This is a genomic window from Plantactinospora sp. WMMB782, from assembly GCF_049179135.1.
Classification (GTDB): domain Bacteria; phylum Actinomycetota; class Actinomycetes; order Mycobacteriales; family Micromonosporaceae; genus Plantactinospora.
Genome location: NZ_JBMHMC010000007.1, coordinates 4,601,658 through 4,626,452 on the forward strand (window position 1 = coordinate 4,601,658; position 24,795 = coordinate 4,626,452).

Below are 24,795 nucleotides of genomic sequence, written 5' to 3' on the forward strand. Positions count from 1 at the left end.
AACCGGCTCGATTCGGCGCACCGCCTCGACCCGCTCGATCAGCTCTCGTGACGCGAACGATCAGCGGTGACGCGAAACGAAAGGTGACCGGAGTGACCACCCCAGGCAAGACCCGCGTGGCCATCGTCTTCGGCGGCCGCAGCACGGAGCACGCGATCTCCTGCGTCAGTGCCGGCAGCATCCTCGGCGCCCTCGACCCGGACGAGTACGACGTCGTCCCGGTGGGGATCACCCGGGCCGGCCAGTGGGTGCTCACCGACGGCGACCCGGCCCGGTTCGCCATCACCGACCGGCAACTGCCGGAGATCACGGCCGCGGCCGGCTCCACCGTGGTGCTCCCGGCCGACCCGACCGGGGACGGCCTGATGGTGCTGGACCCCGCACAGGGTCCCCAGGCACTCGCCGGAGTCGACGTCGTCTTCCCGGCCCTGCACGGCGCGTACGGCGAGGACGGCACCATCCAGGGGCTGCTGGAGATGGCCGGCATCCCGTACGTCGGCGCGAACGTCTTCGCCTCGGCGGCGGCGATGGACAAGGAGTTCACCAAGAAGCTGGCGATCGCCGAGGGTATCCCGGTCGGGCCGTACGCGGTGCTGCGCAGCGGGGTCAGCCTGACCGAGGAGGAGAAGGAACGGCTCGGGCTGCCGGTCTTCGTCAAGCCGTCCCGGGCGGGTTCGTCGGTCGGGATCACAAAGGTCTCCGACTGGGCGGATCTCGACGACGCGGTCGCACTGGCCCGGCAGGTCGACCCGAAGGTGCTGGTCGAGGCGGCGATCATCGGCCGGGAGATCGAGTGCGGGGTGCTGGAGGCCGAGGCGGGTGGCGGCCCGGAGGCGTCCCTGCTGGCCGAGATCCGGGTGGCCGAGCACGAGTTCTACGACTTCGAGGCGAAGTACCTCGACGCCAGCGACTTCGACATCCCGGCCGTCCTGCCGGACCGGGTCACCCGGCAGGTGCAGGAGTACGCCTGCCGTACGTTCACCGCGCTGGACTGTGCCGGGCTGGCCCGGGTCGACTTCTTCGTCACACCGGAGCTGGACGTCTATCTCAACGAGATCAACACCATGCCGGGGTTCACGCCCACCTCGATGTTCCCGCAGATGTGGGCGGCAACCGGGCTGGAATACCCCAAACTGGTCAACCGGCTGATCCGGACCGCGCTGCGTCGAGGCACCGGTCTGCATTGACAGTCGTCTGCCCGCCGCCCGTCCGGGGGCGGTCCGTCGGGTCCCGGACCGACCGCCCCGAGTGGGCCGCCGTCCGTCCTGTGTGGGCCGCTGTCCGTCCTGTGCGGGCCGCTGTCCGTCCTGTGCGGGCCGGTTCCGGTCAGCCTTCGGCGCAGCCGCCCGGTATCTCCGGCACCGAGGGCACCGAGGCGACCAGGGACTCCGAGACCGGAGCCGCCCACTGCACCGTCTGCTCCTGCCCGGCCGGCACGCTGAGCCGGACCGGCACCTCACGGTCCACTGTGGTCAACACCAGTCCGCCGTCCCGGTGCTCGGCGAGCCAGCAGACCTTGTTGACCACCCACAGGTCGGGTACGTCCGGCACGTCCGGCTCGGCCACACCGCAGGCGACCGTGACGGCCGGGTCGCCGTACGCGGCGTTCTGCTCCGGACCGGCGGTGACCGGGCGCTGGCCGGCGGTGCGGAGGGTGGCGGGCAGCCGGGACAGCAGGGCGCGGCAGACCGTGGCCGGCCGCTCGGCCAGTACGGGCGCGGCCATCCGCACCGGCGTGCCCGGCTGCGGCGCGGCCGAGGTCGGCGTCGCGGCGGGCGGTCGTACCGGATCCGGCCTGAGCTGGCCGAAGAGCAGCACCGCTACGAGGGCTGTCAGCGGCAGGGCGACCACCGTCGCCCAGAGCGCCGCCTGGCGGGTGGTCTTGTCCGACGCGTCCGGCCGGTCGGATTCGGTGGTCTTGTCCGCCGCGTCCGGCCGGTCGGACCTGGTGCTCCGGATCACTTACAACCGGACCACGGAGCAGGTGAGCGTACGGGTGATGCCGGGCACCAACTGCACCTTGCTGACGATCATGTTGCCCAGCTCGTCGACGGTGTGTGCCTCGGTCAGCACGACCACGTCGTACGGGCCGGTGACGGCGTCGACGCGGACGACTCCGGGAATATCCGAGATGTGCGCGGCCACGTCACGTGCCCTTCCGACCTCGGTCTGGATGAGGATGTACGCCTGGACCACTACCCGCCTCCCGTCCGCCGCCGAGCGGCTAGACCGTGAAAATACCGTACGGAGCAGGTCGGATCCCGATCGGTGGTCGGAGGAGACACGATGAGCGATCGAAGCGGCCGACCCGGCGCGGGTGCGGTGCCGGGTCCGGAGGTACCCGGAGACCGGCGACCCGGACCGGGGACGGAACCGACCGTCCCGGCCGCCGAGCCGGCCCGGAGGTCGGCGTGAGCGTCGCGCGGGCCGGTGAGTTCGGCCTGATCGCCCGGGTGACCGCCCGGCTCGGCACCGGACCCGCCACGCTGCTCGGCCCCGGCGACGACGCGGCGCTGGTGCACGCTCCCGACGGCCGGGTGGTGGCCTCCACCGACGTACTCGTCGAGGGGCGGCACTTCCGCCGGGACTGGGCGGGTGCGGTGGACATCGGGCACCGGGCGGCGGCGGCGAACCTGGCCGACGTCGCGGCGATGGGTGCGGTGCCCACCGCGCTGCTCGTCGCGCTCTGCATGCCACCCGACCTGGAGGTGCGGTGGGCGGAGGAGCTGGCCGACGGCCTGGCGGCGGAGGCGGCCCGGGTCGGGGCGAGCGTGGTCGGCGGGGACATGTCGGCAAGTCCCACCCTGACCATCGCGGTGACCGCCCTCGGCGACCTCGGCGGCCAGCCCCCGGTGCTGCGTGGCGGGGCGCGGGCCGGTGACGTCGTGGCGCTCGCCGGCCGGCTCGGCTACGCCGCCGCCGGCTACACCGTGCTGTCCCGCGGGTTCCGCACCCCGAAGGTACTTGTCGAGGCGTACCGGCGGCCGGAGGTGCCGTATCCGGCCGGTCCGGCGGCGGCCCGGTTCGGTGCCACCGCCATGATCGACATCTCGGACGGGCTGCTCAACGACCTCGGGCACGTGGCGACCGCCAGTCGGGTCGGCATCGACCTGCTCGGCGGCGCGTTCGAGGTGCCGGAGCAGATGCGGGACGCGGCACACGCGCTCGGGGTGGACCCGCTGGCCTGGGTGCTCGGTGGTGGCGACGACCACGCGCTGGTGGCGACGTTCCCGGAGGACCAGCCGCTGCCGGGCGGCTTCCGGCTGATCGGTCACGTGGTGCACGGGGCCGGAGTGACCGTGGACGGGCGGGCGTACAAGGGCTCGGGCGGCTGGGAGCACTTCCGCTGACCGGTCCGCCGGGGCGCGCGGCCCGCAGCCGGCCGGACCCGAGGGTGGTAGGTAAGGGGCGGGCGCGGGGTCGTACCCTTCACCGCGTGACTGAGCTGGACATCCGGGTCGTACCCTACGACTCCCCGGTCGCGCAGCGGCTGGTCGTCTCCGCGCTGACCGACCTGGCACGGCGGTACGGCGGCGACGAGGGCGACGAGACTCCGGTGGCGGCGAGCGAGTTCCGCCCGCCGGCCGGGGCGTTCCTGGTGGCGTACCTGGCCGAGGTGCCGGTCGGCTGCGCGGGATGGCGCACCCACGGCGACACCGGCGAGGTGGCCGAACTCAAGCGGATGTACGTCGCCCCGCAGGCTCGCGGTCGCGGTGTCGCCCGGCGGGTGCTCTCGGCGGTCGAGGACTCCGCCCGGGAACACGGGCGCCGCCGGTTGATCCTGGAGTGCGGCGACCGGCAGCCCGAGGCGATCGCCCTCTACCAGAGCAGCGGCTACCAGCGAATCCCGGACTTCGGCTACTACCGCGACGCGCCCGGCGTGCTCTCCTTCGGCCGTACCCTCTGAGCACGGCGAAGGCCGTATCCCTGAACACCCTCACCTGAGCACGGCGAAAGCCGCCGGAGCGATGTGCTCCGGCGGCTTTCCGTGCTTTCGGTTGCCCAGGCTCAGGCGCGGGTGACCTTGCCCGCCTTGATGCACGAGGTGCAGACCTTGAGCTTGCGGGTCGTGCCGCCACCCGCCGGGGTCCGCACCGACTGGATGTTCGGGTTCCAGCGACGGTTGGTCCGCCGGTGCGAGTGGGACACGTTGTGGCCGAAGCCAGGCCCCTTGCCACAGATGTCGCACACGCTAGCCACGGGATACTCCTGGGATTGATCGTCGTCAGGTTGCCGGCAGGGTGCTGGCCGGGCAACCTGGCCAGGGTACCCGATGGTCTGCCCGCCCGGCGAATCGGCTCCGCGGCGTCCCGGTCGGGCAGCCGTCGCGACGGCGCCGACCGGCAGCGGTGCCAGCGGGGCGTCAGGGTACGCCAGTAGGCTTCTCGCCGTGCTGGAGACCCTCGACGCCGCGGCCCTGCACCGGTGGTGTGCGGGCGGGCTGGCCGCGCTCAAGCGGCACCAGGACGAGATCAACCAGCTGAACGTCTATCCGGTTCCCGACGGCGACACCGGCACCAACCTGGTGCTCACGATGACCTCCGCCGAGCAGGCACTCCGGATGGAGCGGGAGGATCCGGGCAGCCACCACCGGCCGGCACACGCCCGGGTGCTCCGGCTGCTGGCCCGGGGCGCGCTGCTCGGAGCCCGGGGCAACTCGGGCGTGATCGTCTCGCAGATCCTGCGCGGCCTGGCCGACGCGCTCGGCGAGACCCCCGAGGTCCGGGGCCGGGCCCTCGCGGCGGCGCTGCGGGTGGCCAGCACGGCGGCCTACGGTGCGGTGGCCGAGCAGGTGGAGGGGACCGTACTCAGTGTCGTCGACGCCGCCGCGACCGCCGCCGAACGGGCCGACACCGACGATCTGGCGGCGGTCACCCGGGCCGCCGCGGCCGCCGCCGCCGAGGCGTTGGCGCGTACCCCGGAGCAGTTGCCGGCGCTGGCCCGGGCCGGCGTGGTGGACGCCGGCGGGCGCGGGCTCTGCGTCCTGCTGGACGCGCTGGTCGAGGTGGTCACCGGTGCCGCTCCGGACCGGCCCGGCGCCAACCCCGCACCGCCGCGCCGGCCGCTGGCGGCGGCCCGGGAGACCGGCTCGTCCGAGTACGCCTACGAGGTGCAGTTCCTGCTCGACGCCGACCTCGCGGCGGTACGCCGGCTGCGCACCGAGCTGGCCCGGCTGGGCGACTCGCTGGTGGTGGTCGGGGACGAGGCGGACCCGGCCGGCAGGTCGACCTGGAACGTGCACGTGCACGTCAACGACGTCGGCGCGGCCATCGAGGCCGGGGTGCTGGCCGGCCGGCCGTACCAGATCACGGTCACCCGGTTCGAGGACCATCTTCCCGAGGCGGCCCCGGTGGAGGCGGCCGGGGCGGACACGCCGGAGCGCGCGGCGGTGGTGGTCGCGTCCGGGCCCGGCCTGGCCGCGATCTTCGAGGCCGAGGGCGCGACCGTACTGGATGGCAACCCGTCGGCCGGGGAGCTGCTCGCGGCGGTCCGGTCCACCGGCGCGTCCCGGGTGGTGGTGCTGCCGAACGACCCGAACACCCAGGCGGTGGCCCGGATCGCGGCCGAGGAGGCGCAGCGGTTCGGGATCTCGGTGAGCGTGGTGCCGACCCGTTCCCCGGTGCAGGCGCTGGCCGCGCTCGCCGTCCGGGACCCGGCCCGCCGGTTCGCCGACGACGTGATCGCGATGGCCGAGGCGGCCGGCGCCTGCCGGTACGCCGAGGTCTGCCACGCCGGCCGGGAGGCGCTGACCGTCGCCGGCCGCTGCCAGCCGGGCGACGTGCTGGGGCTGGTGGACGGCGAGGTGCACCTGATCGGCGGCGACCTGGTGCGGACCTGCGCCGCGCTGCTCGACCGGATGCTCGGCGGCGGTGGCGAGCTGGTCACCCTGCTGCTCGGCGCCGACGCCCCGGACGAGCTGGCCGAGCTGCTCCGGGCACATCTCGCCCGCCGCTGGCCCTTCGTCGAGGTGCACCACTACGCGGGCGGGCAGCCGTTCTACCCCCTGCTGGTGGGCGTCGAGTGACCCCGCCGGGGAAAGCCGGTGGACGGCGCCGGTCCGCACCGCGCCGCCGGTCCGCAGTGCGCCGCCGGTCCGCAGTGCGGTGCCGTCTCGGACCGACTGCGGTGCCGGTCCGGGCTGCGGTGCCGGTCCGGGCTGCGGTGCCGTGCCGGTGGAGGACCGATGGATGACAGCGCTCGTGGGGGGCTGATGACAGCGAACGAACCGACCTCGGCCGCGACGGCGGCGACGCCGGTCGGGCTGGAGACGCCGCTGCGCAAGCTGGTCGGGGAGAAGACGGCGAAGGCGCTGGCCGGCCACCTGGCGCTGGAGACGGCCGGCGACCTGCTCTACCACTTCCCCCGTCGCTACGACGAACGGGGCGAGCACACCGACATCCGCTCCCTGGAGGTCGGCGAGCAGGTCACCGTGCTGGGCCAGGTGCAGCGGACGGCGGTCCGGCCGATGCGCCAGCGCCGGGGAAACCTCCTGGAGGTGACCGTCGGGGACGGCTCCGGCGGCGTACTTACGCTCACCTTCTTCGGCAACCAGGTGTGGCGGGAGCGGGACCTCAGGCCCGGCCGGTGGGGGATGTTCGCCGGCAAGGTCACCGAGTTCCGGGGCAAGCGGCAGCTCAACGGACCGGACTACGTGCTGCTCGGCGACGGTGGTGGCGACGGCGGCGACGGTGGCCAGCCGGGCGGCGGCGGCGAGCTGGGCGAGGAGATCGAGGAGTTCGCCGGGGCGCTGATCCCGGTCTACCCGGCCGCCGCGGCGGTGCCGACCTGGGTGATCGCCCGCTGTGTCCGGGTGGTGCTGGACACGGTCGCGCCGCCGGAGGACCCGCTGCCGGCGACGCTGCGGGCCACCCGCAACCTGGTCGGGCTGGCCACCGCACTGCGTGAGATCCACCGGCCGGCGAGCAAGGAGGAGCTGTACCGGGCCCGGCACCGGTTGAAGTGGGACGAGGCGTTCGCCCTGCAACTGACCCTGGTGCAGCGCAAGCACCGGGCGGCGGCCTGGCCGGCCAGGCCCCGCCCGCGACGCGAGGGCGGGCTGCTCACCGCGTTCGACGGGCGGCTGCCGTACGAGCTGACCGACGGGCAGCGCAGGGTCGGCGAGGAGGTCGCCGCCGACCTGGCCACCGCGCATCCGATGCACCGCCTGCTCCAGGGCGAGGTCGGCTCCGGCAAGACCGTCTGCGCGCTGCGGGCGATGCTCCAGGTGGTCGACGCGGGCGGCCAGGCCGCGCTCCTGGCCCCGACCGAGGTACTCGCCGCACAGCACTACCGGGGCATGCTCGACCTGCTCGGCCCGCTCGGCCGGGCCGGCGAGCTGGACGGCGACCCGGAGGGCACCCGGCTGGCCCTGGTCACCGGCTCGCTCGGCGCGGCGGCCCGGCGCAGGGCACTGGAGACCGTCGCGGCCGGAGAGGCCGGCATCGTCGTCGGCACCCACGCCCTGCTCTACGAGGGCGTCGACTTCGCCGACCTCGGGCTGGTGGTGGTGGACGAGCAGCACCGGTTCGGGGTCGAGCAGCGGGACGCGCTGCGGGCCAAGGCCGAGCAGCCGCCGCACGTGCTGGTGATGACGGCGACGCCGATCCCGCGCACCGTGGCGATGACCGTCTACGGCGACCTGGAGATCTCCACCCTCTCCGAGTTGCCGCGCGGCCGGTCGCCGATCGCCTCGCACGTCGTACCGGCGGCGGAGAAGCCGGCGTACCTGGACCGGGCCTGGCGCCGGCTGCGTGAGGAGGTGGCCGCCGGGCACCAGGCGTACGTGGTCTGCCCGCGGATCGGTGACCAGGCGGCGACCGCCGAGGAGGTGGGCGCGGTCGGCGAGGACGGTCGGCGCCCCCCGCTGGCGGTCGCCGAGGTGGCACCGCTGCTCGCCGAGGGTCCACTGCACGGCCTGCGGATCGGCGTACTGCACGGCCGGTTGCCGGCCGACGAGAAGGACTCGGTGATGCGTACCTTCGCGGCCGGCGAACTGGACGTGCTGGTGGCGACCACGGTGATCGAGGTCGGTGTGGACGTGCCGAACGCCACCGTGATGATCGTGCTCGACGCGGACCGGTTCGGCGTCTCCCAACTGCACCAGTTGCGCGGCCGGGTCGGCCGTGGTTCGGCCGCCGGTCTCTGCCTGCTGGTCAGCGAGGCCGTGGAGGGTACGCCGGCCCGGGAACGGCTGGACGCGGTCGCCTCCACCACCGACGGTTTCCGGCTGGCCGAACTCGACCTGGAGCAGCGGCGGGAAGGCGACGTCCTCGGCGCCACCCAGTCGGGGCGGCGCTCGCACCTGCGGCTGTTGTCGCTGCTGCGCGACACGGAGCTGATCCGGGACGCCCGGGTCGAGGCGATCACCCTGGTGGAGGAGGATCCGGAGCTGGACCGGCATCCGGCACTTGCCGCCTCGGTGGCGGCGCTGGTCGACGAGGAACGCGCCGAGTACCTGGAGAAGGGCTGACCCGGAAACCGGCCGAGTCTGGTGATCTGAACGCCGAGGGCGCGCCGACCGTTTCCGGTCGACGCGCCCTCGGTGTCACTCAGTCGTGCGCTGAACTGCCTGGTTGCGGTTGCGCGATCAGGCGGTGAAGGTCACCCGACGGCGGCGGGCCATGATGAACAGGAACACGCCGAGTCCGAGCAGGGCCAGGGCGCCTGCGGCGATGCCGCCGGCGGCGGCACCCGTCACCGGCAGGCCGGGCTCCTCGCCACCGCCACCGCCACCGCAGTTGGCCGGCTTCTCGAAGGTCGCCTCCAGCGGCTCCAGGTCGAGCTCGGGGAAGACGATCGTCGCGGTGGTGGCGTCGCCCGCCTCGAAGGTGACGACGACCGGCTCCTTGTTGCCCGCCGGCACCGACACGGTCTTGGTCTCACCCGCGTAGGTCACCTCGGCCTTGAGCGGGGTGTTGCCCTCCGGGTTCAGCACCCCGACGGCGTAGGTCTCGCAGTCGGCGTGGACCAGGACCTCCGGCAGCTCGCAGTCCTCCGGACGCTGCCAGCCGCCCTTCTTGGTCTCGAAGCCGTCGGCGGTGACGACGATCTCGGCGGCGTGCTCGGCCGGCACCTCGACGGTGTCGCCCGCGCCGGCCTCGACCTTGACCTTCTTGACCCACTCACCGGCGGTGACGGTGAACTCGACCGGGTACTTGCTGGTCTTTCCGTCGTTGCTCAGCTTGACCGCGACGCTGCCGTCACAGCTCGACACGAAGTCGGCGGCGGGCTGCTGGCAGGCCTTGGTGCCGCCGTTGTACCAACCGGCCGGACCCTTGGACCGGTTGCCGGGCGCACCCGGGCTGCCGAGCTTCTTGTTGCCGTAACGCGGGCCGCCCTCGACGATCTCCTTGATGATCTCGGACTCGTCGCCCCAGATCAGGTCGACCTGGGTGTTGCAGTCCGGCACCTCCACCTGAAGATCGATCTTCGTGGTGCCGGCCTTGATGACGTCGGTGTCCTGCGCGAAGAGGTACTGCGGGACGTCGAACTGCGGGCGCGGGGCGAAGTAGGAGACCAGGGTGAAGGGCTGCGAAGCCTCACCGCAGAGCGGCAGGTTGCCCTCCAGCTCGACCGTGGCCTTGCCGCCAGGGCCGTCGAAGGTGTGCTTGAACTGGGCCTTGGCCGCGTCCACACAGACCGGCGGCTGCTCGCCACAGGTCCTGTTGCCGAGGTTGACCTTGCCGTCGCGGCTGTCGTCGGTGGTCAGCTCCAGGACGGTCTTGCCGCCCTTGCTCCACTTCATCGACATCCGCATCTTGGCGAAGCCGGTAGTGGTGCCGGGAACCTTCTGGGTGACGGTGACCGAGTCGCCTTCCTTGCCCTTCTTGCGCAGCACCGGCTGCGCGGTGTCGGCGTTGCCGTCCTGGCCGATCCTGGTGAGCACCTTGCCCTCGGCGGTCGTCACGTCCGTGTCGGGGGTGCTCGTGATGCCGAGGATGGTGGCGGTCTTGTCCCGCTCGCTGTGCGAGATGGTCCAGGTGATGACCTTTTCGTTGGACCCCGGCGGGCACACCACCGTGCCCTTGATCTCAGGATGATGGGCGCTCGCTGGCGCGGCCATGGACAGTGCCGCGCCGAGGCCGACGACCACGGCCCCGATGATGGCGAGCGGCCGCCGGAGCGGCAGCTTAGGACGGATCACGCGTGCTCCTGGGAGATGAGGGCGTCAGGGTACGACGTGGGGTGACAAGCAGGGGCGCCGTTGGGGGTGGCGCTCGACCTGCGAGAACTGCCTCCCCGACGTCGTAGGCCGGCAAGACGCAGCCGGCACAGCGCACGACCTTAGCGATTACGGTGGTACAGGAACACCCTTCAGGGTCCGCTAACGATGATGTTGTCAATTCGAGATGATTGATGCACTAGGGGTAGTGAAGCTATCTCCCTCGGTGCGCGCGGCGTGCCCGTTCGTCCGGTGCCGATGATCGGAAAGCCGGTGCCGCCGGTCGGAAGGCTGTCGCGGTCCGGCTGAAGGGTGCGGTCCGGCTGAGGTGTCTCGCCGCACGCCCGAAGGGTTTCGTGGTCGCCAGGGGGTGAACCGGCACGGTTGCCATGTGGCGAACCGGCCCGGGCGGCGGGTCGCGTAGCGTCGCTGTCATGCGGGAGACGTCCATGCCGGGGGTGCCGGGATGACCCGGATCGTGGCGGGGGTGCTCGGTGGCCGCCGGATCGCCGCGCCGCCCGGTGGGCGTACCCGGCCGACGAGTGACCGGGTCCGGGAGGCGCTGTTCAGCGCGATCGAGGCGAGCACCGAACTGGCCGGTGCCCGGTTCCTCGACCTCTACGCCGGATCCGGGGCGGTCGGGCTGGAGGCGCTGTCCCGGGGTGCCGCGCACGTGCTGCTGGTCGAGTCCGACGCCAGGGCCGCCCGGACCATCCGGGAGAACCTCGCCGCGCTGCGCCCGGGCCGGGACGGCCCGACCGACGGCACCGCCCGGCTGGTCACCGGCAGGGCGGCCCAGGTGCTCGGCACCCCACCCGAGGGCGGCGCGTACGACGTGGTCTTCGCCGACCCGCCGTACGCCGTACCCGATGCGGAGCTGGCGGTGGTCCAGGCCGCGCTGCGCGACCAGGGCTGGCTGGCCCCGGACGCCCTGCTGGTGATCGAGCGGTCCAGCCGGACTCCGGCGGTGGACTGGGTGCAGGGGATCACTGCGCAGCGCAGCCGCCGGTACGGCGAGACCACTCTTTGGTACGGTCGCCGATCGTGAGACGTGCGGTCTGTCCCGGCTCCTTCGATCCGGTCACCAACGGTCACCTCGACATCATCGGCCGGGCGAGCCGGCTCTTCGACGAGGTGATCGTCGGCGTGCTGATCAACGAGTCCAAGCGCGGGCTGTTCACCGTCGACGAGCGGATCGACATGCTCCGCGAGGTGACCGGCTCCTACGGCAACGTCCGGGTGGAGGCGTTCCAGGGCCTGCTCGTCGACTTCTGCCGGGCCCAGCAGGCCGGCGTCGTGGTGCGCGGGCTGCGCGCGGTGAGCGACTTCGACTACGAGTTGCAGATGGCCCAGATGAACATCGGGCTGGCCGGCGTCGAGACCCTCTTCATGCCCACCAGCCCACTGCACTCGTTCCTCTCGTCCAGCCTGGTCAAGGACGTGGCGAAGTGGGGCGGCGACGTCTCGCCGCACGTGCCGGACGTGGTCCGCGAGCGGCTGCGCGAGCGACTCGTCCGCCCCGGCTCCTGACCGCACCCACCGGCCACCGCGCCGAGCGGCGCCCCGCGGCCACCGCGGGACATCGCCCGGCCGCCGCCGCGCAGGGCGCCGGCGCAGCCGTCGGAGCCGGGGGCGGCGGCGCTACCGGCCAGCTCCGGGCCTCCGGCGACGCGCCGGTTCCGGGTCGATCAGCGGCCGGGTACGGACCGCACCGCATCATTGGTTGAGCAGTAATCCGGTCCGACACCCCATCATGTATGTCGACCGAAGCAACGACGGGAGTGAGGTACCGGTGGACCCGCTCGATCGCATAGACGAGATCATCGGCATGGTGGAGACGGCGCGATCCGTCCCGATGTCCCGCAACAACGCCATGGTCGACCGCGCCGAGATGATCGGTGCCCTTGAGGAACTGCGCGTCGAGCTGCCTGTCGAACTGCGCCGGGCGGCGGCGCTGCTCGAAGAGCGCGACAAGATCATGGACGCCGGCAAGCGCGAGGCGGACCGGATCATCAGCGAGGGCGAGGCGGAGCACGCCCGGCTGGTCTCGGTGAACGAGATCACCGTCTCCGCCGAGCACGAGGGCGCCCGGATCGTCGCGGAGGCCCGGGCCGAGGCGCAGCGGCTGCGCGAGGAGGTCGACGACTACGTCGACACCGCGCTGGCCAACTTCGAGCAGTTCCTGACCCGGGCGCTCGCCTCCATCGAGCGGGGCCGGGACAAGATGCACGCGCTGCGCGAGATCGGCACCTTCGCGGGGGAGGAGAACGAGCGCCCGCTGCCGTTCTGAGCGCGGTGTCCGGAACGGCGGCCCGTCCGCCGGCGCCCGACCCCGCGCGGCTCGGCGACGGACGGAACGGCCCTCGGGCGGGACGGCGCCGGCCCCGGCGGGGCCCGGCGGGCTCGCCCCGGTTCGACGCTAAGCCCGCTGCTCAGGTAACCTGTTTCGTCGGCCACGCACAGGCCGGAGTCTGACTATGCCCAAACATCTGCCGACCCACCTCAACCCCAGGTCGCCGCTGGTCCTCGACACGAGGGACCTGCCGCGCCGACCTGGAGTGCTGCGTGCGGTCAGTCGGACGGTGGCGGCACCGGCGGACCTCGGCGTGGAGCTGATCGGCGTGCCGGAGGGCGCGGACCTGAGCCTCGACCTGAGACTCGAGTCGGTGTCCGAGGGCGTACTCGTCTCGGGGACCGTCACCGGTCCAATCGAGGGCGAGTGCGGCCGTTGCCTGCGCCCGATCACGGACTCGCTGACCGTCCCGATCCAGGAGCTGTACGCCTACGAGCACAGCACCACGGACGAGACGACCGACGAGGACGAGGTGGGCCGGATGCAGGGCGATCTGATCGACCTGGAGCCGGCACTGCGGGACGCGGTGGTGCTCGCACTTCCGACCAACCCGGTGTGCCGGGAGGACTGCCCAGGACTGTGCCCCGAGTGTGGGGTGCACTGGGACGAGCTGCCGGCTGAGCACAGCCATGAGCAGGTCGACCCGCGCTGGGCGGGCCTGTCGCAACTGACCCGTCAAGAGGAGTAGGAAGAACCGTGGCCGTCCCCAAGCGCAAGATGTCGCGCAGCAACACCCGGTCCCGCCGGGCGCAGTGGAAGACCACGGCGGTCGCGACCGTGGCCTGCCCGCAGTGCAAGTCGCCGAAGCTGCCGCACGCGGCCTGCAGCGTCTGCGGCACCTACAACGGCCGCCAGGTCATCGAGGTCTGACCCGCTGGAACTCGAGTGACGCCACCGACCTCCGGTCCGGCGGCGCACCCGCCCTGGCGACTGCCCGGTGCACCGGCTCCCGCCGACGCCGACCGACAATCGACGGCCGGCGTTCCCGTGGAGCCGGGCACCGTGCGGATCGCCGTCGACCTCCTCGGCGGGGACGATGCTCCCGCCGTCGTGGTTGACGGCGCTCTGCGGGCGCTCCGCGCCGATCCCGACCTGCGTCTTCTGCTCGTCGGCCCCGCCGAGGTGGCCGACGGGCTGATCGCCGTGCTCCGCCCGGCCGACCGGGACCGGGTGGCCGTGCGGCCGGTCCGCGACGTCGCGGCCATGAACGGTGACCCCGCGGCCATCGTCCGCACCGACACCACCATCCAGGCCGCGGTCGCGGCGGTGGTCTCCGGTGCCGCCGACGCGGTGCTCTCGGCCGGTGCCACAGGTGCGACCGTCACGGCCGCGGTACTCGGCTTCGGCCGCTGGCCCGGCGTACGCCGTCCGGCGCTGGTCGCCACCGTGCCCGCCCTGGACGGTTCGGTCGTGCTGCTCGACGTCGGCGGCTCCCTGGAGGCCCGACCGGCCACCCTGGCCCGGCACGCCGTACTCGGTGCGGCCTATGCCGCGGTCACCCACGGGGTGTCGCAGCCCCGGGTCGGGTTGCTGTCGATCGGTACCGAGCCGGGCAAGGGGGACCGGATCCGCCGGGCCGCCGACCCGGTCCTCGCCGAGCAGGCGATGCCGGCCGGTGCCGGCTACGTCGGCCTGGTCGAGGGGTACGACGTGTCGAACGGCCGCCGCGCCGACGTCGTCGTCACCGACGGGTTCACCGGGAACGTCCTGCTGAAGGGGATCGAGGGCGCGTACGCGATGGCCGGCGGCCCGCCCGAGCGCGGCGGGGCACCCCGGGCCGCCGCCCTGCTCGGGGTGGCCGGTGCCGTGGTGGTCTGCCACGGCGCGGCCCGGCCCGACGACGTCGCCTCCGGCATCGCACTCGCCGCCCACCTGCACCGCCGCCGGACGATCCCGGCGGTGTCCGCGCTGCTCGCCGAGTTCACCGCAGCCGCCGGCCGGGCCACCGACACGGAGGTGACCGCGTGAACGGGCCGGACGGGCGCCCCGCGGCCGACAGCGAACCGACCAGCCGGCTCGGGGGTCGGACCTGCCGGCTCGGGGGTCGGACCAGCCGGCTCGGGGGCCGGACCAGCCGGCCCGGGGGCCGGACCTGCCGGCCCGGGGGCCGGAGGTGGCACGGGCACCGGTGGGGCGGGGGAGACCGGTGCGGCGGGCCAGACGGCGTGCGCGAGCGCGTCGAGCGAATCAGCCAGCCCAGCCGTCCGGGTCGTGGCGGCGGGCGAAGCGAGGAGACGGCATGACCAAGGACAAGCGGCGGCGGCCGCCGATCACGCACCTTGAGGCGGCGTTCGGGGTGGCCATGGACCCCGACCTGCTGGAGCGGGCCCTCACCCACCGGTCGTTCGCCTACGAGAACGGCGGCCTGCCGACCAACGAGCGGCTGGAGTTCCTCGGCGACTCGGTGCTGGGCGTGGTGATCACCACCGCCCTGTTCCACAACCACCCGGACCTGCCCGAGGGGCAGTTGGCCAAGTTGCGGGCGAGCGTGGTGAACATGCGGGCGCTGGCCGACGTGGCCCGGCGGCTCGGCCCGGCCGGGCTCGGACCGTACCTGCTGCTCGGCAAGGGCGAGGAGAGCACCGGCGGGCGGGACAAGGCGAGCATTCTCGCCGACACCCTGGAGGCGCTGCTCGGGGCGATCTACCTCCAGTACGGGCTGGACACCGTCGCCATCGTCATCCACCGGCTCTTCGACCCGCTGATGGCCGAGTCGGCGGGCCGGGGAGCCGCGCTGGACTGGAAGACCAGCCTCCAGGAGCTGACCGCCGCGCTCGGGCTGGGGGTTCCGGAGTACCGGATCGACGAGGCCGGGCCGGACCACGCCAAGACCTTCACCGCCTGGGTGGTGGTGGCCGGGCGCAAGTACGGCGGCGCCGACGGTCGCAGCAAGAAGGAGGCCGAGCAGCGGGCCGCCGAGGCCGCCTGGCGGACCCTCTCCGAGCAGCAGAACGAGCCCGTCACGGGCCCGGCCGCTGCCGCCGGTGCGGGGATCGCCGCCGGCCCGGCCGCCGACGGCCCGGTACTGGCCACCGACGGTCCGGTGCCGGCTGCCGACGGCCAGGTGCTGGCCGCCGACGACGCGGGGCTCGCGGTCGAGGGTGCGGGTACGGCCGGCGAGCCGGCCGCCAACTGAACGAAGGTGGCACATGCCTGAGCTGCCCGAGGTGGAGACGGTCCGGGAAGGGTTGTCCCGCTGGGTCACGAACCGGCGGATCGCGGCCGTCGAGGTGCGCCATCCGCGCGCCGTACGCCGGCACCTGCCCGGAGCCGGGCACTTCGCCGCGGTCCTGGCCGGACGGACGATCCTGGCCGCCCGGCGGCGCGGCAAGTACCTCTGGCTGCCGCTGGACAGCGGCGACGCGATCGTCGGACACCTCGGGATGTCCGGGCAACTGCTGGTCCGGCCGACCGAGGCGGCCGACGAGACCCACCTGCGGATCCGGTTCACCTTCGACGACGGCGGCACCGACCTGCGCTTCGTCGACCAGCGCACCTTCGGCGGCCTGGCGGTCTCGGAAGGCGGCGCCACCCTGCCCGGCGAGATCGCGCACATCGCCCGGGACCCGATGGATCCGGAGTTCTCCGACGCCGGGTTCGTGGTCGCGACCCGGCGACGGCGTACCGAGGTGAAGCGGGCGTTGCTCGACCAGACCCTGATCTCGGGGGTCGGCAACATCTACGCCGACGAGGCGCTGTGGCGGGCCGGCCTGCACGGCGCCCGGCCGACCGAGGCGCTGACCGGCCCGGCGGTCAGCCGGCTGCTCGGCCATGTCCGGGACGTACTCGGCGAGGCGATCCAGCAGGGCGGCACCAGCTTCGACGCCCTCTACGTGAACGTCAACGGCGAGAGCGGCTACTTCGACCGTGAACTGAACGTGTACGGCCGGGAGGGCCTGCCCTGCCGCCGCTGCGGTACGCCGATCCGCCGCGAGGCGTTCATGAACCGGTCGTCGTTCAGCTGTCCCCGCTGCCAGCCCCGGCCCCGGGCGGCCCGCCCGGCCCGCTGACGTCCGCCCGCCGGTGGTGGCGGCCCCGGCTACGGCGGGCAGACGTCCCGGCGTACCCCGAGGTCGCGGTCCTTGCGGATCGAGGTGAGGCCGTACCCGACCGACGTACCGCAGAAGTCGTCGGTGGACCCCTGGTACTCCACGTGGAAGACCGGCTTGCCGGCCGCGGTGAACGGCACCAGCCGGCCGCACTCGGTACGCCGTACGCACTCCTCGTTGACCGCGAAGTCGAAGTACGGTTCCAGCGCCAGTACCTGGTCGATGTCGTTCGTCAGGCCGACGGCGAGCCCGGTCTGCCGGGCGAGGTCGGCGATGCGCCGGTTGAAGGCGAGCTGGTCGTCGAAGGTCAGCGGGAAGCCGGAGCGGTGCGCGTAGCCGTCCATCCCCACCGGCAGTACGCCGACGAAACCCTTGCCCCGGCAGAGCCGGAACCGGTCGGCGAGCACCGGTTCCAGGACCGACCACTGCCGGACGTCGAGCCACCGGCCGCGCGGCGCACCGGAGGGCTGGCCGGGTACCCGGGCCGGTGCGCCGAGGACGCCGGCCGGGAACCTTCCCGCGTCCGGGCGGGTCTCCAGGAGGATCCCGACCTCCACGTGACAGACCAGCCGCCGCCCGTCGGCCCGGAGCCGCCGGGCGGTCTCCAGCGTCGTGTCGAAGCCGTCGAGCACGTACACCTGGGCGTCGACCGTCGGGTCGAGTCGACCGGTGAGCTGCCACTGCCAGCTCGGGGTCGGGCCGCCGGGCCAGGGCGGCACCGGGGCGGACCGGTCCAGCAGGGAGCGGCATCCCCCGGTCGGCAGCAGCAGCGCGACCGCGAGGAGCAGTCCGGCGCCCCGGCGCAGCCCGGACACCTCATCCCGCAGCGCTGAACACGCCCGCGCACCCCCTCGTACCGGCCAACGAGCCAGCCCGTACGCCGGGCACGGCGGCGCGGGGAAGTGACCCGGCGGCGATCGGGGTGCGGCTGGTCAGGCGACGGAGCCGAACACCTGGGTCCAGTAGAGCCGGCCGTCGGCCCCGGTGGCCACCCCGACCCCCATCGCCCTGGCGTCGCAGTTGAGGATGTTGGCCCGGTGTCCGGAGCTGTTCATCCAGCCGTCCATCACGGCGGCGGCGTTCGGGTAGCCCATGGCGACGTTCTCGCCGATCGGCCGGTCGTAGCCGGCCCGCCGGGCGCGTTCCACGAAGTCGCTGCCGTCGCTGCCGGTGTGCGACATGTTGGTGTGCTCGCCCTGGTCCTGGCTGTGCAGCCGGGCCGCCTCGGTCAGGTCGCCGTTGAGCGCCACCGCACCGCAGCCGGCGTCGGCGCGCTCGCGGTTGACGATCGCGAGTACCTGCGCCTCCTGGCTGCTTCCGGCGGTGCTCGCGCCGGATCCCGACGACCGGGCCGGTGTGCGCCGGGCGGCCGGGCTGGTCGTCCGGGGCGGCTTGGGCGCCGTGGTGGTGACCTTGGGTTTCGGGGCCGGCCGGGTGGCGGTCGCGGTCGGCGTCGGGGCCGGCTGGCTGGTGGCGGTGGCCGGGTCCGTCGCCGGATCGGTGGGATCCTCGGGACCGGCCGCGTCGACCGCCGGTTGGCCGCCCCGGTTGCCGGCCGGCGCGTCGGCGAGGCTCGGCGGCAGCAGTGCCGCGCCGACGCCGAGGACGCCGAGCAGTGCGGTCACCGCGACACCCAGGCCCACCGGCCCGCGCAGCGGGGTCGGCCGGCGGTGCCGGCCGGCACCGCCCCGGTCGGCTCGCCCGCCGGCGGGGTGGCGGTCGCCGGGACGGTCCCGTCGGCCGGGGGTGCCGTCGGCCTCCCGGCTCAGCTCGAACGCGCCGAGGTCCGCCGGCTCGTCCGCCCAGCGGGCCGCGGCCTGCTGCCGCCGCCCGGTCGGCTCGTCCAGCCAGTCGTGGTCGGGACCGCCACCCTCGCCGGCCGGGCCGGGCTGCCGGGCCGGGCCCGACGGGTCGTCCGGATGACCGGCGCGGGCGGCCGGGTAGGCAGCACCGTTGTCGGGCCGGCTGCTCCAGTCGCCGCCGTCCTCCCAGTCGGTCTGCTCGTTCCACCCCTGCACGCTGCGCCTCCGTTGCCGCCGATTCCCGGTTATCGCCTGGTCGCTGACCGTGCGGACGCTACGGGGCCCGTCCGGCGGGGGCAACGTGGCTAAGGAAGATATAAGAGGGGACCCGCCGGCGGGATCCTGCGGCTGGCCTGGGCCGACGCCGTCGGCGGACATCGACAGGGGCTAGACTCTTCCCGTCCGAACAGCGACCCGGTTCGTGCCCGCGCGGCAAGCCCTCGCTCAGCGAGTGGCCGACGGCACAGCTGGCCCGTGCCCCGGTGAAACTTGACTAAGCCGGGACATCGGCACACTATATAAGTGTCGCCAGTCGCGCCCGACCATGCCCGCGTGAGCCTGCGGGCAGGCAGTCGCGTTCGAGTTGGGCGCGCGTTGGCCGGCCTTTCCGGCAGCGCATTACAAGGAGACGATATGGCGAAGGCCCTCTACGGCCACGTTGGTGCGGCGCCCGACCGGCGCCTCCTCGACGAGGTCACCCGACTGCGTGCCAGGGTTCAGGCACTGGAGTTCGAGACGACGCGGTTGCGTGCCGAGAACGATCGGCTCGCGGCGGCGGCGGCCGAGGCAGACGATCTGCTGCGGCTGGCCGAGCCCGCGCTGACCTGAGCTGCCGGGCGTCGGGAAACCGGCGCCCCCGCCTGACAACTGAATCGCACCAGAAAAAGCGCGCCGACACACCTGTGGCGGCGCGCAGTTCTGTTTCCGGGCAATCACTCGGGGTACGGACGACCCGCAGTCCCCCGGCGGCACCCGCGCCACCAGGGGTGGTCCTCGGCTATCCGATAGGCTGGCCGGCGCGTGCCGCGTCGAGCCGGGCGGCCGGCCCGGGTTACCCTGCGGGTTGACCAGGCTCCCGCCGCGGGCGCGGGCCCTTCCGCCGAGTCCGGGTGCGGCCGGGAGGCTGGCGACCCGGTCGGGACCGCGCCGGAGGAGGGGGAGCGGGACGGCCGGGAAGTGCTGAGTCTGCCCGGTGGCCGCGCCGGACGAGGATCGGGAACGTGTATCTCAAGAGCCTGACGGTGAAGGGCTTCAAGTCCTTCGCCTCCAGCACGACCTTCAAGCTGGAGCCGGGGATCACCTGCGTGGTGGGCCCGAACGGCTCGGGCAAGTCCAACGTCGTCGACGCGATCGCCTGGGTGCTCGGCGAGCACAGTGCCAAGGCGCTGCGCGGCGGCAAGATGGAGGACGTGATCTTCGCCGGCACCGCCGGCCGGGCGCCGCTGGGTCGGGCCGAGGTCACCCTGACGATCGACAACACCGACGGCGCGCTGCCGATCGACTACACCGAGGTGTCGATCACCCGTCGGATGTTCCGGTCCGGCGAGAGCGAATACGAGATCAACGGGGACTCCTGCCGGCTCCTGGACATCCAGGAACTCCTCTCCGACTCCGGCATCGGCCGGGAGATGCACGTCATCGTCGGACAGGGCCAGCTCGACGCCGTACTGCACGCGAAGCCGGAGGACCGGCGGGCCTTCATCGAGGAGGCGGCGGGCGTACTCAAACATCGCAAGCGCAAGGAGAAGGCCCTGCGCAAGCTCGACGCGATGCAGGTCAACCTGAACCGGTTGACCGACCTCACCGCCGAGCTGCGCCGGCAGCTCAAGCCGCTGGGCCGGCAGGCCGAGGTGGCCCGGCGGGCCCAGGGCATCCAGGCCGACCTGCGGGACGCCCGGCTGCGGCTGCTCGCCGACGACCTCGCCACGCTCCGCTCGACCCTGGACAAGGAGATCGCCGACGAGGCGGCCCTGCGGCAGCGCCGCGAGCAGGTGGAGGCCGAACACACCGAGGTGCAGTCCCGGCTCGCCGAGTTGGAGGAGGCGCTGGCCGAAGACGCCCCGCTGCTGGCCCGCGCCCAGGAGACCTGGTACAAGCTCTCCGCGCTCAGCGAGCGGTTCCGCTCCACCGAGCAGCTCGCCCGGGAGCGGTTGCGCCACCTCAGCGCCACACCGGACGACGAGCGCCCCGGCCGGGACCCGGACCGGCTCGAAGCCGAGGCCGAGGAGGTCCGGGCGCACGAGGAGGAGCTGCGCGCTGCGCTCACCGAGGACCAGATCCGGCTGGCCGAGGCGGTGGAGAGCCGCCAGCAGCTCGAACGGCAGCTCGCCGAGGCGGAACGGGCGCTGGTCGCCGCCGCCAAGGCGATCGCCGACCGGCGGGAGGGGCTGGCCAAGCTGACCGGGCAGGTCAACTCGGCGCGGGCGCGTACCGGCTCGGCGGCCGAGGAGATCGAACGGCTCGCCGCCGCGCACGCCGACGCGCAACTGCGGGCCGAGCAGACCCAGGCCGAACTGGACGCCGTCGCCGAGCAGTCCTCGGAGGCGGACCGCGACAACGTCGAGTTCGACGCCCGGCACGCCGAGGCGGTCGCCGCCCAGGAGGAGGCCGCGGCCCGGGTGCGTACCCTCTCCGACGCCGAACGGGCCGCCGAGAAGGACGCGGCGACCTGGAAGGCCCGGGAGGAGGCGCTGGCGATGGGGTTGCGCCGCAAGGACGGCGCCGGGGCGCTGCTGGCCCGCGCCGACCAGGTGCCGGGGCTGCTCGGCAGCCTGGCCGGGCTGCTCACCGTCGCGCCCGGGCACGAGGCGGCGTTGGCCGCCGCGCTCGGTTCGCTCGCCGACGCGGTGGCGGTGGCCGGGGTGGACGAGGCGGCCGAGGCGATGCGCTGGCTGCGGATCCAGGACGCCGGCCGGGCCGAGCTGCTGGTCGGCGGGCAGGCCGGGCCGGGCATGATCGGCTCGCCGGAGGCGCTCCGCCCCGCCCTGCCGGACGGCGCACGCTGGGCACCCGACCTGGTCGGCTGCCCCGACGAGGTACGCCCGGCGGTACACCGGGCACTGCGCGACGTCGTACTCGTCGACACGCTTGAGGCGGCGACCCGGCTGGTGGCCGGCAACCCCGAACTGCGCGCGGTGACCGCCGACGGTGACGTGGTCGGCGGGTACGCGGCGGCCGGCGGTTCGGCCAAGGCGCCGAGCTTCCTGGAGGTGCAGGCCGCCGTCGAGGAGGCCCGGACCAACCGGGCGACCGCCGAGCAGACCATCGCCGAGCTGCGCGAACAGCTCGGCGAGGCCCGCGAGGAGGTGGCGGAACGCAAGCAGCAGGTGGCCGCCGCCGCGGCGGTGAAGCGGGACGCGGAGGGGCAGCGCAACGCCGCCGCCCGCCGGCTCGCCGAGCTGGGCGCCGCCGCCCGGTCGGCCAAGGCCGAGATGGACCGGCTGGCCGAGTCGCGGGGGCGGGCCGAGCAGGCCCGGGAGCGGGACCTCGCCGGGCTGGCCGAGCTGGAGGAGCGGCTCCGGCTGGCTGAGTCGACCCCGATCGACGCCGACCCGTCCACCGAGGAGCGGGACGAGCTGGCCGCGTACCTGCCGCAGGCCCGGCAGAACGAGATGGAGGTCCGGCTGGCGGTGCGTACCGCCGAGGAGCGGGTCGCCTCGATCGCCGGCCGGGCCGACTCGCTGGCCCGGCAGGCCGCCGCCGAACGGGCCGCCCGGGAGCGGGCCGCCGCCCGGCGGGCCGCCCGGGCCCGGGGCGCCACGATCGCCCGCGCCGTCGAGTTCGGCGCCCGGGAGGCGCTGACCCGGCTCGCGGTCTCACTGGCCTCGGCCGAGCAGACCCGGGACGAGGTCGCGGCCGCCCGGTCCGCCCGCGAGGCCGAACTCCAGGAGGTACGCGGTGCGGCCAAGCGGCTCGGCGCCGACCTGGAGCGGCTGACCAGCGCGGTGCACCGGGACGAGGTGGCCCGGGCCGAGCAGCGGCTGCGGATCGAGCAGTTGGAGGCGAAGGCGGCCGAGGACTTCGGGCTGGACGTGGAGACGCTTGTCGCCGAGTACGGCCCGCAGCAGCCCGTACCGCCCAGCCAGGCCGAGATCGCCGCCGCCGAGCGGGACGAGCGGCCGGTGCCGGAGCCGGTGCCGTTCGACCGGCCGGTGCAGGAGAAGCGGGCCGCCAAGGCAGAACGCGAGCTGGCCCTGCTCGGCAAGGTCAACCCGCTGGCCCTGGAGGAGTTCGCCGCCCTGGAGGAGCGCTACAAGTTCCTCTCCGAGCAGCTCGAGGACCTCAAGGCGACCCGCAAGGACCTGCTCACCGTGGTCAAGGACGTGGACGACCGGATCCTGGAGGTCTTCGCCAGCGCCTACCACGACACCGCCCGGGAGTTCGAGCAGGTCTTCACCGTGCTCTTCCCCGGCGGCGAGGGCCGGCTGGTGCTCACCGACCCGGAGGACCTGCTCACCACCGGCGTCGAGGTCGAGGCCCGGCCGCCGGGCAAGAAGATCAAGCGGCTGTCGCTGCTCTCCGGCGGTGAGCGGTCGCTGACCGCCGTGGCGATGCTGGTGGCGATCTTCCGGGCCCGGCCCAGCCCGTTCTACATCATGGACGAGGTCGAGGCGGCGCTTGACGACGTCAACCTGGGCCGGCTGATCACCCTGATGGCCCAGTTGCGGGAGAAGAGCCAGCTCATCGTGGTCACCCACCAGAAGCGGACGATGGAGGTGGCCGACGCCCTGTACGGGGTCACCATGCGCAGCGGCGTCACCCAGGTGATCAGCCAGCGGCTCGGCAACGAGGAGGACTGAATGGCCCGGCGGGAACGCCCGACCGCCCTGCTGGTGGACCTGGACGGGGTGCTCCGCCGCTGGGACCCGGAGACCGGTGCCGCCGTCGAGCGCCGGTACGGGCTGCCGGCCGGGGCGCTCTACGACACGGCGATGCGGTGGTCGCTGCTGCAACCGGCGGTCACCGGTCGACTCAGTCACGCCGGCTGGCTGGAGGGGGTCGTCGAGGCGCTCGCCGAACCGGCCGGCGGGGCGGAGCGGGCCCGGTCGGCGGTGCAGGAGTGGCAGGCCGACCGGGGCAGTGTCGACCCGGACGTGCTCGGCTTCGTCCGGGAGGTACGCGCCGCCGGGATCCGGGTCGGGCTGGCCAGCAACGCCACCGACCTGCTCGACGCCGACCTGGCGCTGCTCGGCCTGACCGACGAGGTGGACGTGGTGGTCAACTCCTCGACGCTGGGCGTGGCCAAGCCGGCCAAAGAATACTTCCAGCAGGCCTGCCTGGCTCTCGGCGCCCCGCCGGCCCAGGTGCTCTTCGTGGACGACTCGGACCGGTCGGTCCGGGGCGCCCGGGTGGCGGGGCTGTCGGCGTACCGGTGGAACGGGCCGGCGGACCTGCGCTACCTGCGCGCCGCGCTGGGCCGGTGAGCGGCCCCGGCCGGCGGGTACCCGCGGGGTGGCCGCTGGCCGGTATCGTCGTCCGCTGTGTCCTCGCCTAAACGTCTCGGGTTCGTGCTCGTCGGTGCCGCCCTCGCCCTGGTGCTGGTGGTCGGTCTGGCCACGGTCGTCGGGCTGAGGATCCGGCGCGACGCCCGGTACGGGACCGTCCTGGACCGGCAGGCGACCTCGGCCACCGTGGAGTCCGGGGAGCGCTTTTCGATCCGGGTCCCCGACCGAGGGGCCTCGGTCGGCGACAACTGGACCGCCACCGCCGAGCCGGCCGACGCGGTGGCGCTGGTCGAGGACGAGCTGATCTCGGGCAGCCTGACGGACCGGATCTTCGGACCGTCCGACGGGGGCGGCGGCGGCAACCGCTATTTCCTGTTCGACGCCCGCCGGTCCGGCCAGGTCACCATCACCCTGGCGAACTGCTTCCAGGGCTGTGGCAGCGAGCGGACCAGGGCGGCGTCGGAGACGGTCACCTGGACGGTGACCGTCTCCTGAGTGGACGCGGTTTCCTGAGTGGGCGCCGTCTCCTGAGTGGACACTGCCTGATCAGGCGTCTCCTGATCAGGCGTCCCCTGGGCGGGCCGCTGCCTCAGCCGGCAGCCGCTCCGGCACGGCGGCGGGCCGCCACCACCAGCGCCACGTTCTCCAGCCAGCGGGCCACCGTCTCGTCGTGGTCGGGCCGGCGCTCCGGCACCTCGACGCCGTTCGCGGCGGCCAGCCAGGTCGCGGCGAGCGCCGCCTGCTCCGGGGTCGGCAGCGGCTCCGGCAGGGTACCGGCGTAGCCGGCCCCGCCCCGCCGGACCACCTCGGCCAGGAAGGTCAGCGACCGGGGCTGGGCGCCGAGCCGGTCCGCCGCCAGTGCGGCGGCGACGGTCACCTCGCCGGCCGGCGGCCGGCCGGCCCGCAGCCAGGCGGCCAACTCGGCCGGTACGTCGACGCGCCGCAGTTCGTCCTCGTCGGTCCTCGGGTAGGTCATCGCAACACT

The 24,795-nt window shown here is 73.8% G+C and carries 25 protein-coding genes; 18 read left to right on the top strand and 7 right to left on the bottom strand.

Annotated elements, in window-relative coordinates; translation table 11 throughout:
- The first annotated feature begins 92 nt into the window (after positions 1-92).
- Positions 93-1,187, top strand: a complete 1,095-nt coding sequence (locus ACN28A_RS22855) for a D-alanine--D-alanine ligase family protein (protein WP_421397836.1) — start codon at positions 93-95, stop codon at positions 1,185-1,187.
- A 139-nt stretch (positions 1,188-1,326) separates the two neighbouring features.
- Here the strand turns inward: ACN28A_RS22855 and ACN28A_RS22860 are convergent, their stop codons facing one another.
- Together ACN28A_RS22860 and ACN28A_RS22865 are read right to left on the bottom strand one after the other, a co-directional pair.
- Entirely contained in the window at positions 1,327-1,962 is a 636-nt protein-coding gene (locus ACN28A_RS22860) for a DUF3515 family protein (protein WP_421397837.1), read from the bottom strand.
- On the bottom strand, positions 1,963-2,196 hold the full coding sequence (locus ACN28A_RS22865) for an Lrp/AsnC ligand binding domain-containing protein (RefSeq protein WP_421397839.1): 234 nt from the start codon (positions 2,194-2,196) through the stop codon (positions 1,963-1,965).
- A gap of 90 nt (positions 2,197-2,286) precedes the next feature.
- Here ACN28A_RS22865 and ACN28A_RS22870 point away from each other — a divergent pair, with 90 nt between their 5' ends.
- From ACN28A_RS22870 to ACN28A_RS22880, 3 genes are all read left to right on the top strand, one after another.
- Complete coding sequence (locus tag ACN28A_RS22870) at positions 2,287-2,415, top strand: hypothetical protein (protein ID WP_421397841.1); 129 nt, start codon at positions 2,287-2,289, stop codon at positions 2,413-2,415.
- The gene (locus tag ACN28A_RS22875; RefSeq protein ID WP_421397843.1) at positions 2,412-3,350 is read left to right on the top strand and encodes a thiamine-phosphate kinase; all 939 of its coding nucleotides are present in this window, start codon (positions 2,412-2,414) and stop codon (positions 3,348-3,350) included. The genes ACN28A_RS22870 and ACN28A_RS22875 overlap by 4 nt, the downstream gene beginning before the upstream one ends.
- A gap of 86 nt (positions 3,351-3,436) precedes the next feature.
- A complete protein-coding gene (locus ACN28A_RS22880) occupies positions 3,437-3,907 on the top strand; it encodes a GNAT family N-acetyltransferase (protein ID WP_421397844.1) in 471 nt (156 codons plus the stop codon).
- Between the two features lie 101 nt (positions 3,908-4,008).
- On the opposite strand, the gene rpmB is transcribed toward ACN28A_RS22880, so the two are convergent.
- Positions 4,009-4,200 carry a 50S ribosomal protein L28 gene (rpmB, locus tag ACN28A_RS22885; RefSeq protein WP_278060137.1) on the bottom strand — a complete coding sequence of 64 codons (192 nt, stop codon included), beginning with the start codon at positions 4,198-4,200 and terminating at the stop codon, positions 4,009-4,011.
- 190 nt (positions 4,201-4,390) lie between these two features.
- Here rpmB and ACN28A_RS22890 point away from each other — a divergent pair, with 190 nt between their 5' ends.
- Both ACN28A_RS22890 and recG read left to right on the top strand, forming a co-directional pair.
- The gene (locus ACN28A_RS22890; RefSeq protein ID WP_421397847.1) at positions 4,391-6,025 is read left to right on the top strand and encodes a DAK2 domain-containing protein; all 1,635 of its coding nucleotides are present in this window, start codon (positions 4,391-4,393) and stop codon (positions 6,023-6,025) included.
- Between the two features lie 186 nt (positions 6,026-6,211).
- Entirely contained in the window at positions 6,212-8,470 is a 2,259-nt protein-coding gene (gene recG, locus ACN28A_RS22895; RefSeq protein ID WP_421397849.1) for an ATP-dependent DNA helicase RecG, read from the top strand.
- Between the two features lie 117 nt (positions 8,471-8,587).
- Here recG and ACN28A_RS22900 read toward each other — a convergent pair whose 3' ends face one another.
- Positions 8,588-10,144 carry a cell wall anchor protein gene (locus tag ACN28A_RS22900; RefSeq protein WP_421397851.1) on the bottom strand — a complete coding sequence of 519 codons (1,557 nt, stop codon included), beginning with the start codon at positions 10,142-10,144 and terminating at the stop codon, positions 8,588-8,590.
- 484 nt (positions 10,145-10,628) lie between these two features.
- Between ACN28A_RS22900 and rsmD the strand changes: the two genes are divergently transcribed.
- From rsmD to mutM, 8 genes are all read left to right on the top strand, one after another.
- A complete protein-coding gene (gene rsmD, locus ACN28A_RS22905; protein ID WP_421397853.1) occupies positions 10,629-11,210 on the top strand; it encodes a 16S rRNA (guanine(966)-N(2))-methyltransferase RsmD in 582 nt (193 codons plus the stop codon).
- Positions 11,207-11,692 (top strand): pantetheine-phosphate adenylyltransferase, encoded by a 486-nt coding sequence (gene coaD / locus ACN28A_RS22910; protein WP_278060147.1) that lies wholly within the window; start codon positions 11,207-11,209, stop codon positions 11,690-11,692. Before rsmD ends, coaD begins: the two co-directional genes overlap by 4 nt.
- Before the next feature lie 262 nt (positions 11,693-11,954).
- Positions 11,955-12,452, top strand: coding sequence for a hypothetical protein (locus ACN28A_RS22915; RefSeq protein WP_421397855.1), 498 nt, complete (start codon positions 11,955-11,957; stop codon positions 12,450-12,452).
- A 187-nt stretch (positions 12,453-12,639) separates the two neighbouring features.
- On the top strand, positions 12,640-13,203 hold the full coding sequence (locus ACN28A_RS22920; protein ID WP_421397857.1) for a YceD family protein: 564 nt from the start codon (positions 12,640-12,642) through the stop codon (positions 13,201-13,203).
- A gap of 8 nt (positions 13,204-13,211) precedes the next feature.
- Positions 13,212-13,385: a 50S ribosomal protein L32 gene (rpmF, locus tag ACN28A_RS22925; protein WP_089254967.1), complete on the top strand. Its 174-nt coding sequence runs from the start codon at positions 13,212-13,214 to the stop codon at positions 13,383-13,385.
- A gap of 117 nt (positions 13,386-13,502) precedes the next feature.
- Positions 13,503-14,483: a phosphate acyltransferase PlsX gene (locus ACN28A_RS22930; protein WP_421404591.1), complete on the top strand. Its 981-nt coding sequence runs from the start codon at positions 13,503-13,505 to the stop codon at positions 14,481-14,483.
- Positions 14,484-14,754: 271 nt separating this feature from the next.
- Positions 14,755-15,651, top strand: a complete 897-nt coding sequence (gene rnc / locus ACN28A_RS22935; RefSeq protein ID WP_421397859.1) for a ribonuclease III — start codon at positions 14,755-14,757, stop codon at positions 15,649-15,651.
- 13 nt (positions 15,652-15,664) lie between these two features.
- Positions 15,665-16,525, top strand: a complete 861-nt coding sequence (mutM, locus tag ACN28A_RS22940) for a bifunctional DNA-formamidopyrimidine glycosylase/DNA-(apurinic or apyrimidinic site) lyase (RefSeq protein ID WP_421397861.1) — start codon at positions 15,665-15,667, stop codon at positions 16,523-16,525.
- 29 nt (positions 16,526-16,554) lie between these two features.
- On the opposite strand, the gene ACN28A_RS22945 is transcribed toward mutM, so the two are convergent.
- Together ACN28A_RS22945 and ACN28A_RS22950 are read right to left on the bottom strand one after the other, a co-directional pair.
- Positions 16,555-17,379, bottom strand: coding sequence for an endo alpha-1,4 polygalactosaminidase (locus ACN28A_RS22945; protein WP_421397863.1), 825 nt, complete (start codon positions 17,377-17,379; stop codon positions 16,555-16,557).
- Positions 17,380-17,496: 117 nt separating this feature from the next.
- Complete coding sequence (locus ACN28A_RS22950) at positions 17,497-18,582, bottom strand: CAP domain-containing protein (protein ID WP_421397865.1); 1,086 nt, start codon at positions 18,580-18,582, stop codon at positions 17,497-17,499.
- A 417-nt stretch (positions 18,583-18,999) separates the two neighbouring features.
- On the opposite strand from ACN28A_RS22950, the gene ACN28A_RS22955 reads away from it, so the two are divergent.
- From ACN28A_RS22955 to ACN28A_RS22970, 4 genes are all read left to right on the top strand, one after another.
- The gene (locus tag ACN28A_RS22955) at positions 19,000-19,194 is read left to right on the top strand and encodes a hypothetical protein (protein WP_203858414.1); all 195 of its coding nucleotides are present in this window, start codon (positions 19,000-19,002) and stop codon (positions 19,192-19,194) included.
- A 392-nt stretch (positions 19,195-19,586) separates the two neighbouring features.
- Entirely contained in the window at positions 19,587-23,165 is a 3,579-nt protein-coding gene (smc, locus tag ACN28A_RS22960; RefSeq protein WP_421397867.1) for a chromosome segregation protein SMC, read from the top strand.
- On the top strand, positions 23,166-23,789 hold the full coding sequence (locus ACN28A_RS22965) for an HAD-IA family hydrolase (RefSeq protein WP_421397869.1): 624 nt from the start codon (positions 23,166-23,168) through the stop codon (positions 23,787-23,789).
- A 57-nt stretch (positions 23,790-23,846) separates the two neighbouring features.
- Complete coding sequence (locus ACN28A_RS22970; protein ID WP_421397871.1) at positions 23,847-24,305, top strand: protease inhibitor I42 family protein; 459 nt, start codon at positions 23,847-23,849, stop codon at positions 24,303-24,305.
- Positions 24,306-24,399: 94 nt separating this feature from the next.
- Here the strand turns inward: ACN28A_RS22970 and ACN28A_RS22975 are convergent, their stop codons facing one another.
- On the bottom strand, positions 24,400-24,786 hold the full coding sequence (locus tag ACN28A_RS22975; RefSeq protein WP_421397873.1) for a hypothetical protein: 387 nt from the start codon (positions 24,784-24,786) through the stop codon (positions 24,400-24,402).
- Between the last annotated feature and the right edge of the window lie 9 nt (positions 24,787-24,795).